General features: G+C 63.6%; 10 protein-coding genes. 5 read left to right on the top strand and 5 right to left on the bottom strand.

Going from position 1 to position 14,982, the window contains the following annotated elements; genetic code table 11:
* Positions 1–60 precede the first annotated feature (60 nt).
* From H621_RS0110975 to cmoB, 5 genes are all read left to right on the top strand, one after another.
* Positions 61–2,469, top strand: coding sequence for a glucose/quinate/shikimate family membrane-bound PQQ-dependent dehydrogenase (locus H621_RS0110975; RefSeq protein WP_028943445.1), 2,409 nt, complete (start codon positions 61–63; stop codon positions 2,467–2,469).
* Positions 2,470–2,598: 129 nt separating this feature from the next.
* Complete coding sequence (gene lon / locus H621_RS0110970; protein WP_028943444.1) at positions 2,599–5,019, top strand: endopeptidase La; 2,421 nt, start codon at positions 2,599–2,601, stop codon at positions 5,017–5,019.
* An 81-nt stretch (positions 5,020–5,100) separates the two neighbouring features.
* Complete coding sequence (locus H621_RS0110965) at positions 5,101–5,493, top strand: protease inhibitor I42 family protein (RefSeq protein WP_028943443.1); 393 nt, start codon at positions 5,101–5,103, stop codon at positions 5,491–5,493.
* 86 nt (positions 5,494–5,579) lie between these two features.
* Positions 5,580–6,323 (top strand): carboxy-S-adenosyl-L-methionine synthase CmoA, encoded by a 744-nt coding sequence (cmoA, locus tag H621_RS0110960; protein ID WP_028943442.1) that lies wholly within the window; start codon positions 5,580–5,582, stop codon positions 6,321–6,323.
* Positions 6,320–7,276 (top strand): tRNA 5-methoxyuridine(34)/uridine 5-oxyacetic acid(34) synthase CmoB, encoded by a 957-nt coding sequence (gene cmoB / locus H621_RS0110955; protein WP_028943441.1) that lies wholly within the window; start codon positions 6,320–6,322, stop codon positions 7,274–7,276. The genes cmoA and cmoB overlap by 4 nt, the downstream gene beginning before the upstream one ends.
* Before the next feature lie 72 nt (positions 7,277–7,348).
* Here the strand turns inward: cmoB and H621_RS0110950 are convergent, their stop codons facing one another.
* The 5 genes from H621_RS0110950 to H621_RS0110930 form a co-directional block, all read right to left on the bottom strand.
* A complete protein-coding gene (locus H621_RS0110950) occupies positions 7,349–7,549 on the bottom strand; it encodes a hypothetical protein (RefSeq protein WP_028943440.1) in 201 nt (66 codons plus the stop codon).
* A gap of 98 nt (positions 7,550–7,647) precedes the next feature.
* The gene (locus H621_RS0110945; protein WP_051270517.1) at positions 7,648–8,937 is read right to left on the bottom strand and encodes an OprD family porin; all 1,290 of its coding nucleotides are present in this window, start codon (positions 8,935–8,937) and stop codon (positions 7,648–7,650) included.
* A gap of 134 nt (positions 8,938–9,071) precedes the next feature.
* Entirely contained in the window at positions 9,072–12,233 is a 3,162-nt protein-coding gene (locus tag H621_RS0110940; protein WP_028943438.1) for an efflux RND transporter permease subunit, read from the bottom strand.
* An 18-nt stretch (positions 12,234–12,251) separates the two neighbouring features.
* The gene (locus H621_RS0110935; RefSeq protein WP_028943437.1) at positions 12,252–13,490 is read right to left on the bottom strand and encodes an efflux RND transporter periplasmic adaptor subunit; all 1,239 of its coding nucleotides are present in this window, start codon (positions 13,488–13,490) and stop codon (positions 12,252–12,254) included.
* Positions 13,491–13,548: 58 nt separating this feature from the next.
* Positions 13,549–14,808 carry a TolC family protein gene (locus tag H621_RS0110930; protein WP_156905608.1) on the bottom strand — a complete coding sequence of 420 codons (1,260 nt, stop codon included), beginning with the start codon at positions 14,806–14,808 and terminating at the stop codon, positions 13,549–13,551.
* Positions 14,809–14,982 lie beyond the last annotated feature (174 nt).

The following is a 14,982-nucleotide window of genomic DNA, read 5'->3' as shown; positions in this document are numbered from 1 at the left end:
CAGATAATTGACTGAACCGGGCCCTGGCCTGACCCCTTTTGACCTAACGGAGAACACACGATGAGCACTGATGGTGCCTTGAGTAGAACCCGCTGGCTGCCGCGCCTGATCGGCGTGCTGTTGCTGCTGATGGGCCTGGCCCTGCTGGCCGGTGGCATCAAGCTGAGCCAGCTCGGCGGCTCGCTGTATTACTTGATCGCCGGTATCGGCTTTGCCCTGTCCGGCGTCCTGCTGCTGGCGCTGCGCCGCAATGCTCTGGGCCTTTACGGCCTGGTGCTGCTGGGCAGCACCCTGTGGGCATTGTGGGAAGTCGGCCTGGACTGGTGGCAACTGGTACCGCGCCTGGCCCTGTGGTTCGCCCTGGGCGTGGTGTTGTTGCTGCCGTGGGCGCGTCGCCCGCTGGCCGGCAACCCATCGAAGGTCAACACCGGTCTGCTCGGCCTGGCCGTGGTGCTGTCTGGCGCCACCGCCGTGGCCAGCCAGTTCACCAACCCGGGTGAAATCAAGGGCGAGCTGGGCCGCGACACCACCGAGTTCGCCAGCAATGCACCGCAGATGCCGGACGGCGAGTGGCAGGCCTATGGCCGCACCGAGTACGGCGATCGCTACTCGCCGCTGCGCCAGATCACCCCGCACAACGTACACAAGCTTGAAGAAGCCTGGCGCATTCGTACCGGTGACCTGCCGACCGCCAATGACCCGGTGGAGCTGACCAACCAGAACACTCCGCTCAAGGTCAACGGCATGCTCTATGCCTGCACCGCCCACAGCAAAGTGCTGGCCCTGGATCCGGACACCGGTGCCGAGATCTGGCGCTTCGATCCGCAGATCAAGAGCCCGGTAGGCTTCAAGGGCTTCGCCCACATGACTTGCCGTGGTGTGTCGTACTACGACGAGAACAACTACGTCAGCGTCGACGGCAGCCCGGCGCCGAAAATCAGCGATGCCGGCCAGGCCGTTGCCCGCGCCTGCCCGCGTCGCCTGTACCTGCCCACCGCCGACGCCCGCCTGATCGCCCTGAACGCCGACACCGGCAAGGTCTGCGAAGGCTTCGGCAACCAGGGTGTGATCGACCTGACCACCGGCATCGGCCCCTTTACCGCCGGCGGTTACTACTCCACCTCGCCTGCGGCGATCACCCGCGAACTGGTGATCATCGGCGGCCATGTCACCGATAACGAGTCGACCAACGAGCCGTCTGGCGTCATCCGCGCCTACGATGTACACGACGGCCGCCTGGTGTGGAACTGGGACAGCAACAACCCGGACGAAACCGCGCCGCTGGCACCGGGCAAGACCTACAGCCGCAACTCGGCGAACATGTGGTCGCTGGCCAGTGTCGACGAAAAACTCGGCATGGTGTATCTGCCCCTGGGCAACCAGACCCCTGACCAGTGGGGCGCCGACCGCACCCCGGGCGCCGAGAAGTTCAGCGCCGGCATCGTTGCCCTGGACCTGAGCAACGGCAAGGTGCGCTGGAACTACCAGTTCACCCACCACGACCTGTGGGACATGGACGTCGGCAGCCAGCCAACGCTGATTGACCTGAAGTCCGACGATGGCGTGAAACCTGCACTGATCGCACCGACCAAACAGGGCAGCCTGTACGTGCTGGACCGTCGCGACGGCACCCCGATCGTGCCGATCCGCGAAATCCCGGCCCCGCAAGGCGCCGTCGAAGGCGACCACACGGCCCCCACCCAGGCCCGCTCGGATCTCAACCTGCTGGGCCCGGACCTGACCGAACAAGCCATGTGGGGCGCCAGCCCGTTCGACCAGATGCTCTGCCGCATCCAGTTCCGCGAGCTTCGCTACGAAGGCCAGTACACCCCGCCGTCGATCCAGGGCAGCCTGGTCTACCCGGGCAACGTGGGCGTGTTCAACTGGGGCAGTGTTTCGGTCGACCCGGTGCGTCAGATGATGTTCACCAGCCCCAACTACATGGCGTTCGTGTCGAAGATGGTGCCGCGCGCCGAAGTGGCTGCCGGCAGCAAGCGTGAAAGCGAAACCAGCGGTGTGCAACCGAACACCGGCGCACCGTATGCGGTGATCATGCACCCGTTCATGTCGCCTCTGGGCGTACCGTGCCAGGCCCCTGCCTGGGGCTATGTGGCCGGCATCGACCTGCTGAGTAAAAAAGTGGTGTGGAAGCACAAGAACGGCACCAGCCGTGACAGCTCGCCCATCCCGATCGGCCTGCCAATTGGCGTGCCGAGCATGGGCGGCTCCATCGTCACTGCGGGTGGCCTGGGCTTCTTGAGCGGCACCCTGGACCAGTACCTGCGTGCCTATGACACCAATACCGGCAAGGAGCTGTGGAAAGCGCGCCTGCCGGCAGGTGGCCAGGCAACCCCGATGACCTACACCGGCAAGGACGGCAAGCAGTACGTCCTGGTGACTGCCGGGGGGCACGGCTCGCTGGGCACCAAGATGGGCGATTACGTGATCGCTTACAAGTTGGCTGAGTAAACCGGTTATCGCGGGGCAAGCCCACTCCTACGGCGTAGGAGCGGGCTTGCCCCGCGATGATCCCCCACCCATTGAAACCTCCCCCAACCTGCCCCATCTAAGCACCATAGTCATTGACGCAGGTGCCCCATGAGCGACCAGCAGGATCTACCCGAACACCCCGCAGAAGATGCCGAAGTCGAGCATCTCGAAGCCTCCGAACATACCGGTCGGCACCTGGCCCTGCCCGGCCAGCAGTTGCCCGACAAGGTCTACATCATCCCGATCCACAACCGCCCGTTCTTCCCCGCGCAAGTACTGCCGGTGATCGTCAACGAAGAACCCTGGGCTGAAACCCTGGATCTGGTCGCCAAGAACCCTCACCACTCCCTGGCCCTGTTCTTCATGGACACCCCGCCAGAAGATCACCGCCATTTCGACACCTCGGCCCTGCCGCTGTACGGCACTCTGGTCAAGGTGCATCACGCCAGCCGCGAGAACGGCAAGCTGCAATTCGTCGCCCAGGGCCTGACCCGGGTCCGTATCCGTACCTGGCTCAAGCACCATCGCCCACCGTACCTGGTCGAAGTCGAATACCCGCACCAGCCCACCGAGCCGACCGACGAAGTCAAGGCCTATGGCATGGCCCTGATCAACGCGATCAAGGAGCTGCTGCCGCTCAACCCGCTATACAGCGAAGAGCTGAAGAACTACCTCAATCGCTTCAGCCCCAACGACCCGTCGCCGCTGACCGACTTCGCCGCAGCGCTGACCTCCGCTACCGGTACTCAGCTGCAGGAAGTGCTCGACTGCGTGCCGATCCTCAAGCGCATGGAAAAAGTCCTGCCGATGCTGCGCAAGGAGGTCGAGGTCGCCCGCCTGCAGAACGAGATCTCTGCCGAAGTGAACCGCCAGATCGGTGAGCACCAGCGCGAGTTTTTCCTCAAGGAACAACTCAAGGTCATCCAGCAGGAGCTTGGCCTGACCAAGGACGACCGCAGTGCCGACCTTGAGCAGTTCGAACAGCGCCTGCAAGGCAAGACATTGCCTGCGGCCAGTAAAAAACGCATCGATGAAGAGATGGGCAAGCTGGCGATCCTGGAAACCGGCTCGCCCGAATACGCCGTTACCCGTAACTACCTGGACTGGGCCACTGCCCTGCCCTGGGGGGTGTACGGCAAGGACAAGCTCGACCTCAAACATGCGCGCAAGGTGCTCGACCAGCACCATGCCGGGCTCGATGACATCAAGGACAGGATCCTCGAGTTCCTCGCCGTCGGTGCCTGGAAAGGCGAGATCAGCGGCTCCATCGTGTTGCTGGTGGGTCCGCCGGGCGTGGGCAAGACCAGCATTGGCAAATCCATCGCCGAGTCCCTGGGACGACCGTTCTACCGCTTCAGCGTGGGCGGTATGCGCGACGAGGCCGAAATCAAGGGCCATCGGCGTACCTACATCGGCGCCCAACCGGGCAAGCTGGTGCAGGCGCTCAAGGAGGTCGAGGTGATGAACCCGGTCATCATGCTCGACGAGATCGACAAGATGGGCCAGAGCTATCAGGGCGACCCCGCCTCCGCACTGCTCGAAACCCTCGACCCGGAGCAGAACGTCGACTTCCTCGACCATTACCTGGACCTGCGCCTGGACCTGTCCAAAGTATTGTTCGTGTGTACCGCCAACACCCTGGACTCGATCCCGGGCCCGCTGCTCGACCGTATGGAAGTCATTCGCCTGTCCGGCTACATCACCGAAGAAAAGCTGGCCATTGCCAAGCGTCACCTGTGGCCCAAGCAATTGAACAAGGCGGGTGTGGCCAAATCCAGCCTGAGCATCAGTGACAGCGCCCTGCGCCTTGTGGCCGAGGGCTATGCCCGCGAAGCCGGCGTGCGCCAGTTGGAGAAACAACTGGGCAAGTTGATACGCAAGGCCGTGGTGCAGTTGCTCGAAGACCCGACGAAAAAAATCAAGATCGGCCCCAAGGACCTCGAAGCCTCACTGGGCATGCCGGTGTTCCGTGCCGAACAGGTGCTGGCGGGCAAGGGCGTGATCACGGGCCTGGCCTGGACCAGCATGGGCGGCGCCACCTTGCCGATCGAGGCCACCCGTATCCACACCCTCAACCGCGGTTTCAAGCTGACCGGCAAGCTGGGCGATGTGATGAAGGAGTCGGCCGAGATCGCCTACAGCTACGTCAGTGCCAACTCGAAGAAGTTCGGTGGCGACCCGACCTTCTTCAACCAGGCCTTCATCCACTTGCACGTACCGGAAGGCGCGACGCCCAAGGATGGCCCCAGCGCCGGGGTCACCATGGCCAGCGCCCTGCTGTCACTGGCCCGCGACCAGGCGCCGAAAAAAGGCGTGGCCATGACCGGCGAGCTGACCTTGACCGGCCAGGTCCTGCCGATTGGCGGTGTCCGGGAGAAAGTGATCGCGGCGCGTCGGCAGAAGATCTACGAATTGATCCTGCCGGAAGCCAACCGTGGCGACTTCGAAGAACTGCCGGACTATCTCAAGGAAGGCCTGAGCGTGCATTTCGCCAAGCGCTTCAGCGATGTCGCCAAGGTGTTGTTCTAAAACCTGCCGGCGCGGGCCTGCACCGCGCCGGCAACCTTTTCTTCGGTTATGCTGCGCCTTCGTCGACCAACCGGAGCCACCATGACTGCCGTCCGACTTCTCGTTCCCCTGAGCCTTGCCTTGCTCACCGCCTGTGCCCAGCAGCCCCGCCACAGCATCGCCCTGGACGACCAGGCTGATTGCCCGATGCAGTTGCAGACCGGCCAACAGCTCACCCTGACCCTGCCCAGCAACCCCAGCACCGGCTACCGCTGGCTGGTACAGAACCCGGCCAACAGTATCCTGCGCAGTCTCGGCCCCGAGGTGTACAGCCATCCGGAAGATGCCGGCGTGGTTGGCAGCGCCGGGCAGTCGGTGTGGCGCTACCAGGCCCAGGCCGCAGGCGAAGGCCACCTGATCCTGGTCTACCAGCAACCCTGGGCACCGGAAGTTCATCCGGTAAAGACCTTCGACTGTGCAATCACGGTGAAGTAAGCCGCGCTGGTCAGCCAGGCCATGCAACTATCGGCCAGTTTGGCTAAAATGCCGGCCCTTTACCGTACAACGCCTGGATTGCCCCCGTGAGCAAAGAACCCGACCGCCTATTCGCCCAGCCGCTTGGCCAGGTGCCCGACTTCGCCTTCAACGAAGATGTGGTGCGGGTGTTCCCGGACATGATCAAGCGCTCGGTGCCCGGTTACCCGACCATTGTCGAGAACCTCGGCGTGCTCGCCGCCCAGTTCGCCCAGCCGAACACGGCGCTCTACGACCTGGGCAGCTCGCTCGGCGCGGTCACCCAGGCCCTGCGCCGGCATGTGCGCAGCGACGGTTGCCGGGTCATTGCCGTGGACAACTCCGCCGCCATGGTCGAGCGCTGCCGCCAGTACCTCACCGCCCAGGACTCGATGTTCCAGGAGCTGCTGCCTGTAGACGTCATCGAGGGCGATATCCTCGCCCTGGAATTTCAGCCCGCCTCGGTGGTGGCCTTGAACTTCACCCTGCAGTTCATTGCCCCCGAGCAGCGCCTGGCCCTGCTCGGCCGTATTCGCCAGTCGCTGCTGCCCGGTGGCGCGCTGATCCTTTCGGAAAAGCTGCGCTTCAATGACACCGAGGAGCATGGCCTGCTCACCGACCTGCACGTGGCCTTCAAGCGCGCCAATGGCTACAGCGAACTGGAGATTGCCCAGAAACGCAGTGCCATCGAAAACGTGATGAAGCCCGACAGCCTCGAAGAGCACCGCGAGCGTTTGCTGGCGGCCGGTTTCTCCAAGGTCGTGCCCTGGTTCCAATGCCTTAACTTTGCCTCGTTGATTGCCCTGCCATGATTGATCTGTCTCCCCTGGTCCGCCGTCTGGCGGGCACCCCCCTGGCGCAATGGTCGCAAGGCCTGCAAGCGCAACTCGACGCCAAGATGGAGAAAGGCCACGGCGACCTGGAACGCTGGCAGAACGCCCTGGATGCCCTGCCCGCCCTGATACCCAGCCAGGTCGATCTGGTCAATGGCTTGAACCTCGATTGCGACTGCGATCCGGACACCCGCGAGCGCATGCGCCAGGCATTGATGGGCTTGTCGCCTTGGCGCAAGGGGCCGTTCGACCTGTTCGGTGTACACGTCGATACCGAATGGCGCTCGGACTGGAAATGGTCTCGGGTTGCCCCGCACCTGGACCTCGTGGGCAAGCGCATTCTGGATGTCGGTTGCGGCAACGGCTACTACCAGTGGCGCATGCTCGGTGCCGGCGCCGACAGCGTGATTGGTGTCGACCCCAACTGGCTGTTCTTCTGCCAGTTCCAGGCCGTTCAACGCTACCTGCCCGAATTGCCCGCCTGGCACCTGCCCTTCGCCCTGGAGGACCTGCCCGCCAACCTCGAAGGCTTCGACACCGTGTTTTCCATGGGCGTGTTCTACCACCGCCGTTCACCCATCGAGCATCTGCTGGCGCTCAAGGACTGCCTGGTCAAGGGTGGCGAACTGGTCCTCGAAACCCTGGTGGTCGAGGGTGATGAGCATCAAGTACTGGTACCTGAAGACCGTTACGCCCAGATGCGCAACGTCTGGTTCCTGCCCTCGGTGCCGGCGCTGGAGCGCTGGTTGCGCCGTGCAGGTTTCAGCGATGTGCGCTGTGTGGACGTCAGCGTCACCAGCATCGAGGAACAGCGCAGCACCGACTGGATGCGCTACCAGTCATTGAGCGACTTCCTCGACCCGGCCGACCACAGCCGCACCATCGAGGGCCTGCCGGCACCGCGCCGCGCAGTGCTGGTGGCGCGCAAATAAAAAAGGCGCCCGCAAGAGGCGCCAACGTTCACCTTTTCCGTTGGAGCGGGGAGCTTCAAAGGTGAATAGGGCTTACTTTTTCACGACCTTTTCCTGCACCGCCTCGCGGTCCTTGGATGACGCCACGGCCTGATCCTTCTGGCCGTGGACTTGCTCCTGGCTGAGGCGGAAGTTCTCCCAGAACTGCTTCGAGCGCTCGGCGCCGCCTTCGGCCAGTGCGGCGCTGCTACCCAGGGCCAGAACGCCCATCAGCACATACTTGATCAGGCTCATGTTGCTCACCTCGTGATTGAATTTCAGAACAGTTCAATCTTACGGAGGGCAAGCTAACGGCAAGGTGAGGCGGACATTACAGTGCTGCAAGAAACGCTCTACAACAGCGTCAGGGGGTACTCGACAATCAAGCGCACCTCGTCCAGGTCCGACTCGAACGCCGTGGCCCGCGTCGTGGCCTGGCGTACCCGCAGTGACAGGTCCTTGAAGGTACCGCCCTGCACCACGTACTTGGCCTCGATATCCCGCTCCCAGCGCTTCTGGTCATCCAGCGGGTTGCCCTCGGCGTCACGGCGCATGTACACCGCGTTGGCATCGGAATAGTCGATACCGCTACCGCGTCCGTAGCGAGTCATGAAGGTCAGCCCCGGCACGCCGTAGCCGGCCATGTCCAGGTCGTAGCGCAGCATCCAGGAGCGCTCCTTGGGCGAGTTGAAGTCGCTGTACTGGATCGAGTTGTCCAGGTAGATCGAGTCGGACTGGCGCAGGTAGTCGAAGTCATCGTCGCCCTGGTTGCGCTGGTGAGACACCGCCAGGGTATGGGCGCCATAGGTGAGCCCGGCGCGAACACTCCAGATATCGTTGTCGAATGCGCCTAGCAGTTGCTGGCCTTCATCCCTGGCCTTGTAGTAGTTGGCGCTGGTGAAGCCGGTGAGCGTTTCGCTGATCGGGTAGCTGTAGCTGGCGCCGGCGTAGTACTGGTCCCAGGCATCCTTGAGGCGACTGCTGTAGAGGGTCAGGCTCAGGTTGTCGGTGGCCTGGTAATCGCCACCGAAATACCCGAGCCAGGGTGAGTCGACCGGGCCGGCATAGAAGGTCGAGAAACCATCGCGGTTGTTGCTCGACAGCGGCTGGCTCATCGCGTGCAAGCGTCCGCCCTGCACGTTCAGCCCCTCGAAGGTAGCGTTTTCCACGGTCCAGCCAGTGAAGCTCTCCGGTAACAGCCGCGAGTCGCCAAAGTGGACCACGGGGGTGGCCGGGAAGACATCACCGTATTTGATCTGGGTATCGAACAGGCGGGCCTTGAGGGCGCCGCCCAGCTTGCTGAAGTTGCTTGCCGTATGGCCGTCACTGTCGACCGGGAGCATGTCGAACGAGCTGCGCCCGCCGCTGCGGCCATCACCGCTGTCGAGCTTGAGCGCCAGCATGGCATGGGCATCCAGGCCGAAGCCGACGGTACCCTGGGTGTAGCCCGATTCGAAGCGAGCGATAAATGCCTGCGCCCAGGCTTCGGCATAGCCGGCCTTGCCGGTGGGTGACTGCTCGCCTTTGCGATAATCGCGATTGAAGTAAAAATTGCGGCTGAGCACGCTCAGGCTGCTGTCTTCGATAAAGCCTTCGGGCTGCGTGGCTGCCTGGCTGACGGTACAACTGGCCAAGGCCAGCATGCCGGTGACACAGGCTGTGGTTTTATTCCCCATCTTCAACTCCTGATTGTTGGCAGTACGACGCACGACGGCCGCTGATGCGGCCGCCGTGGGTATCCTGACAAGGGCTGAATAACCCGAAGATGAGCGTGAAATTACAGTTTCGTCACCTCACCGAGGTCCTCTTCTTCATCCTTGCGATGAGCGCGGTAATAGAGCGCCGGGAGCACCAGCAGGGTCAGCGCGGTGGACGACAGGATCCCGCCGATCACCACGGTTGCCAGGGGCCGCTGCACCTCGGCGCCGGTGCCGGTGGCCAGGGCCATGGGGATAAAGCCCAATGAAGCGACCAGCGCGGTCATCAACACCGGCCTCAACCGCGTCAGTGCGCCCTCATCGATGGCCTTGCGCAACGAGTACCCCTGTTCGCGCAGGCCGCGGATAAACGCAATCATCACCAGGCCGTTGAGTACCGCCACACCCGACAGGGCAATGAACCCGACCCCTGCCGAAATCGACAGCGGAATATCGCGCAGCCAGAGCGCCACAACGCCACCCGTCAGGGCAAAGGGAATACCGGTGAACACCAGCAAGCCGTCCTTGAGGTTGTTGAACATCATGAACAACAGGCCGAACACCAGCAGCAGCGCCACTGGCACCACCACCTGGAGGCGCTGCGCGGCCGACTGCAATTGCTCGAACTGCCCGCCCCAGCGAATCCAGTAACCCGCCGGAATACTGACCTGGCTGTCGATACGCGTACCAGCCTCTTCCACGAACGAGCCGATATCACGGCCACGCACGTTGGCACTGACCACCACCAGGCGCTTGCCGTCCTCGCGACTGATCTGGTTGGGGCCCTGGACCAACTGCAGGCTGGCGACATCGGCCAGGGTGATAAAGCCGATCTGGCCATTGTCGGCGGCGCCGGCCGGCACCGGGATCAACAGCTGCGACAGGCCGTCGATGTCGGTGCGCAAGTTGTCGGCCAGGCGCACCACCATGTCGAAACGGCGGTCGCCCTCGTACAGCGTCCCGGCCTGACGACCGCCCACGGCCACGGCAATGGTGTCCTGTACATCGCCAACATTGAGCCCGTAGCGCGCCGCCTTGTCGCGGTCTACATCGATGGTCAGCACCGGCAGGCCGGAAGTCTGTTCGACCTTGACCTCCGAGGCTCCCGGTACCGCCTGCAACGCCGTGGCAATCTGCGCGGCGGTGCGGTTGAGCTGGGCCATGTCATCGCCAAAGACCTTCACCGCCACATCACTGCGCACCCCGGAAATCAGCTCGTTGAAACGCAGCTGGATGGGTTGCGACAACTCGTAGTTACTGCCCGGTATCCGCGCACTGGCACGCTGAATATCGGCGATCAGTTGCTCGCGCGACTTGCCCGGGTCAGGCCATTGGTCTTGCGGCTTGAGCATCACATAGCTGTCGGAAATATTCGGCGGCATCGGGTCGGAGGCAATTTCGGCAGTGCCGGTGCGGGCGAACACTCGCTCCACCTCCGGCACCTGGCTCAGCACGCTCTGCTCAAGGCGTTGCTGCATCGCCACCGACTGACTGAGGCTGGTACCGGGCACGCGCAAGGCCTGCAGGGCGAAATCGCCCTCGCTCAGGCTCGGCACGAACTCGCTGCCCATGCGGCTGGCCAATACGCCGGACAACAGCACCATCACCCCCGCCAAGGTGAACGCCAGGGTTCGATGGCCCATCACCCAGTGCAGCAGCGGTGCATAACCACGCTTGGCACTGCGCATCAGCAGGTTTTCGTCTTCCTTGACCTTGCCGGTGACAAACAGGGCAATGGCCGCGGGCACGAAGGTCACCGACAACAACATGGCGCCAAGCAAGGCCATCACCACGGTGAAGGCCATGGGGTGGAACATCTTGCCCTCGACACCGCTGAGGGCAAAGATCGGCAGGTACACCACCATGATGATCAGTTGCCCGTAGATCAGAGGGCGGCGCGCTTCGCGGGCGGCATTGAACACTTCATGGAAACGCTCGGAGCGGGTCAACAGTCGACCATGATGCTGCTGGGCATGGGCCAGGCGACGAATCGCGTTCTCGACGATCACCACCGCCCCATCGACGATAATGCCGAAGTCCAGTGCGCCCAGGCTCATCAGGTTGGCGCTGACCTTGTTGCTGAACATCCCCGTGAAGGTGAACAGCATCGACAACGGAATGATCATGGCGGTGATCAACGCAGCGCGGATATTGCCCAGGAACAGGAACAGAATCACGATCACCAGAATCGCGCCTTCGATGAGGTTCTTCTTCACCGTGGCGATGGCCTTGTCGACCAGGTTGGTGCGGTCGTACACCGTCACCGCGCTGACGCCAGCGGGCAGCGAGCGGTTGATTTCCACCAGCTTCTGCGCCACCGCCTGGGACACCGTGCGGCTGTTCTCGCCAATCAGCATGAATACCGTGCCGAGTACCACTTCGCGGCCATTCTCGGTGGCCGCGCCGCTGCGCAGTTCACGGCCGATACCGACCTCAGCGACATTGCGCACCCGGATCGGCGTTCCGTCGATGTTGGCCAGCACGATGTTGGCGATGTCCTCGATACCGGCCAGTTGGCCCGGTGCACGAATCAGCAGTTGCTCGCCCCGGCGCTCGATGTAGCCGGCACCGACGTTGGCGTTGTTGCGCTCGAGGGCCGTGAGTAAATCACCCAGGGTCAGCTTGTAGGACGCCAGCCGCTTCGGGTCGGGCGCAATCTGGTACTCCTTGGCAAAACCGCCAATGGTGTTGATCTCGGCCACGCCACGCACGTTGCGCAGTTGCGGCTTGATGATCCAGTCCTGAATCTCGCGCAGGTCGGTGGGCGTGTAGGGGCTGCCGTCGGCCTTGCGCGCATCGTCGGAGGCTTCCACGGTCCACAGGAAGATCTCGCCCAGCCCCGTGGAGATCGGCCCCATGGCAGCATGTACACCGTCAGGCAACTGACCGCGGGCTTGCTGCAGGCGCTCGTTGACCAGTTGGCGGGCAAAGAACAGGTCGGTGCCTTCCTCGAAAATCACCGTGACCTGCGACAGCCCGGAGCGCGACAGCGAACGGGTCTGTTCAAGGCCCGGCAGGCCGGCCATGGCGGTCTCGATGGCAAAGGTGATGCGCTGCTCGGTTTCCAGTGGCGAGAAGCCCGCGGCCTGGGTGTTGATCTGCACCTGGACGTTGGTGATATCCGGCACGGCGTCGATTGGCAGCTTCTGGTAGCTGGCCACACCCAGCCCCGCCATCAGCAGCACCGCCAGCAGCACCATCAGGCGCTGCTCGATGGCAAATTGAATAAGGCGTTCAAACATGAGGGGTACTCGCGCAGGTCAGTGGGCGTGCTCGGCGCTGGCTTTGCCCAGCTCCGACTTGAGGACGAAACTGCCCGCTGCCGCGACCTGCTGGCCGACCTGCAAGCCCTTGCGGACTTCGACATAGCCATTGGCGCTGGCACCCAGTTCTACCGGCTGGGCGACAAAACCTTCATCCGTGCGGACGAACACCGTGGATTGTTCTTCAAGGGTCTGGATGGCCTGGTCCGGCACGCTCAGCGCAGCCGCAAAGGTTTCGGTCGGCACCTGCACCGCCACGAACAAGCCCGGGCGCCAGGCGCCACGCGGGTTGTCGAGGGTAACGCGCACGCTGGCCGTACGGGTCTGCTCACCGAGCAGGCTGCCGACATGGCTGATGCGCCCCTCGACCTGCTCGCCCAGCTCACTGGCGACGATGTTCACTGGCATGCCGCTGCGCACCTTGCCCAGGTCCCGTGGCGCCACCCCAAATGTTGCCCAGACCCGCGACAGGTCGGACAGGGTAAAGGCCGCGCTGGTCTCGTTGACCACCTCGCCCGGCACCAGGTGTTTCTCGACGATCTGCCCGGCAAACGGCGCGCGCAGTTCGTAGCGGTTACCGCCCGCCAGCACCGTGGTGCCGCTCAGCGCGCTGATTTTCTGCCGGGCATTGGCCTGGGCAATCTCGGCCTCTTGCAGGGCCTGACGGGCTTGCAGGTAGTCCTGCTCGGCAGAAATACCTTCCTGCCACAGGTCTTTCTCGCGCTGATAGGTACTGCGCGCCAGCTCCAGCCTCCGCTGGCTGGCGGCCAACTCGCTGCGCTGTTCGGAAATCTGCGGGCTGGCGATGACGGCCAGCAGGTCGCCGGCCTTGACCTGCTGGCCAAGCACCACCGCTACCGACTCGACCACCCCGGCGGCCCTGGGCACCATATGGGCGGTACGGTCTTCATCGAATCGGATCTCGCCGGGCAGCGACAGGGTGCGCTGCAACTGCCGTGGGCCGACGGAGGCCAGTTCGATGCCAGCCAGGTCGATCTGCTCCTGGCTGAGGGCGATTGCGCCCTCTTCTTCCTCGTGGCCCTTTTCGCCACCTGCGGACTCGCCATGCCCGCCCTCGCCGTGTTCGTCTTCGGCATGGCCCGATTCAGCCTCGGCGTGATCGTGGGCCGATGCTGACGCCTCAAGCGCAGGGCCACCCTGACGTGCCAGCAGCACACCCAGCCCCAGGCCCAGCAACAAAGCTGCGACCAGCAGCGTCGTGGACTTCTTGTTCATGCAGACTCCTTAGCACTCACCGCCCGGGCGGCAACAATCAAAAGATGGGAAAAGGCGATCAGCGACCGGCCAGGCTCAAGTCGCCATAAATGCGCTCCAGACGCACCCGCGCATCACTGCGCTGAGCCTGGGCCTGCAAGTACTGCAAGCGCGCCGCAACCAGGGTGCGCTGGGCATCGAGCACATCCAGAAAGGCGAACTTGCCGCGTTCGAAACCGCGGGTTGCCGCGTCCAGCGCCTGCTGCGCCGAAGGCAGGATCGAGCGATCGAACGACTGCACTTCCTGCTCTGCTGTCCCCCACTGCGCCAGGGCCTGGATCACTTCACTGCGCAAGCGCAGCTCGGCGCCATTGCGCTGGTCGCGGGCCTGATCGGCGCGGCGGGCGGCCGACAGCACGTTGCCCTGGTTACGGTCGAACAGCGGAATCGGCACCGACACGCCAACCACATTGATGCGCTCGCGGTCGGTTTCGCTGTACTGGCTACCGACACTCACCGTCAGGTCGGGGATGCGCTGCGTGCGCGCCAGGTCCAACGCAGCTTCGCGCTGATCGATCTGCAGCCGGGCCAGGCGCAAGTCGGGCGTGTGCTCCAGGCGTTCAAGCAATTGGTTGCGGCCGGGCACGACCGCGTCGTTGTCATCCAGGCCTTCGACCCGGCTGAAGCGGGCCATCGGCGCGCCCGTGACGGTGGCCAATTGCTGGTAGGCGACGGTCAGCGTCTGTTCGGCACGGGCTTTTTCCAAGCGGATTTCAGACACCTGCACCTGGGCACGGGTGGCCTCCACCGGCGAAGCGCTGCCGGCCTTGACCCGCCCCTGCACCACTTGCAGGCCGCGCTCGCTCAGTTGCAGGGATTGCTCGGCCAGCTGCAGGCCTTCCTGAGCCTGCACGGCGGCCTGGAATGCACCGATCACCTCGGCTCGCAGCACATTGCGCTGGCGTTCAAGTTCAAGTGCTGCGAGTTCGGCGTCCCGACCAGCCACGTTCAGGCGTGCACCGCGCTTGCCGCCCAGCTCGAACAACTGGCTGACACTGACGGTGGTGGTCTGCGAGCCGTTGCGGGTGTCTTCCATCTCCCACCCCACCTCCGGGTTGGGGAGCACACCGGCCTGGCGCCGCTGGCCTTCGGCAATGTCGATTTCCCAACGCGCCGCCGCCAGCTCAGGGTTGTTGGCCTGGGCCGTCTGCAGGGCATAGTCGAGGGTCATTACGTTGTCTTGGGGCGACGCCAGTGCCAGCGAGGGCAAGGCCAGCAGCACCAGCACCAGCAGCATGCGGCCGCGGCCTGCGCCGGGCCGGTCCAGGGAGAAAAGCATGGCAGGCTCCTGCGCCTTTTTCGGAGCCCGCACTGTAGTAATCGGGGTTTATCCCCAAGATGACTCGAAAATTACAAATCTGTTATCCAGCCAACGATGCCAGACAGATGACTTAGTATCCGCCGCTCGACGCCTTTTCAGCCCTTGACCTTACAGCTGCTTCAGGGTTGAGAA

Source organism: Pseudomonas vranovensis DSM 16006 (assembly GCF_000425805.1).
GTDB lineage: Bacteria > Pseudomonadota > Gammaproteobacteria > Pseudomonadales > Pseudomonadaceae > Aquipseudomonas > Aquipseudomonas vranovensis.
Note: the sequence above shows the minus strand (reverse complement) of the source record. Positions and strands in the feature narration are given on the sequence as shown.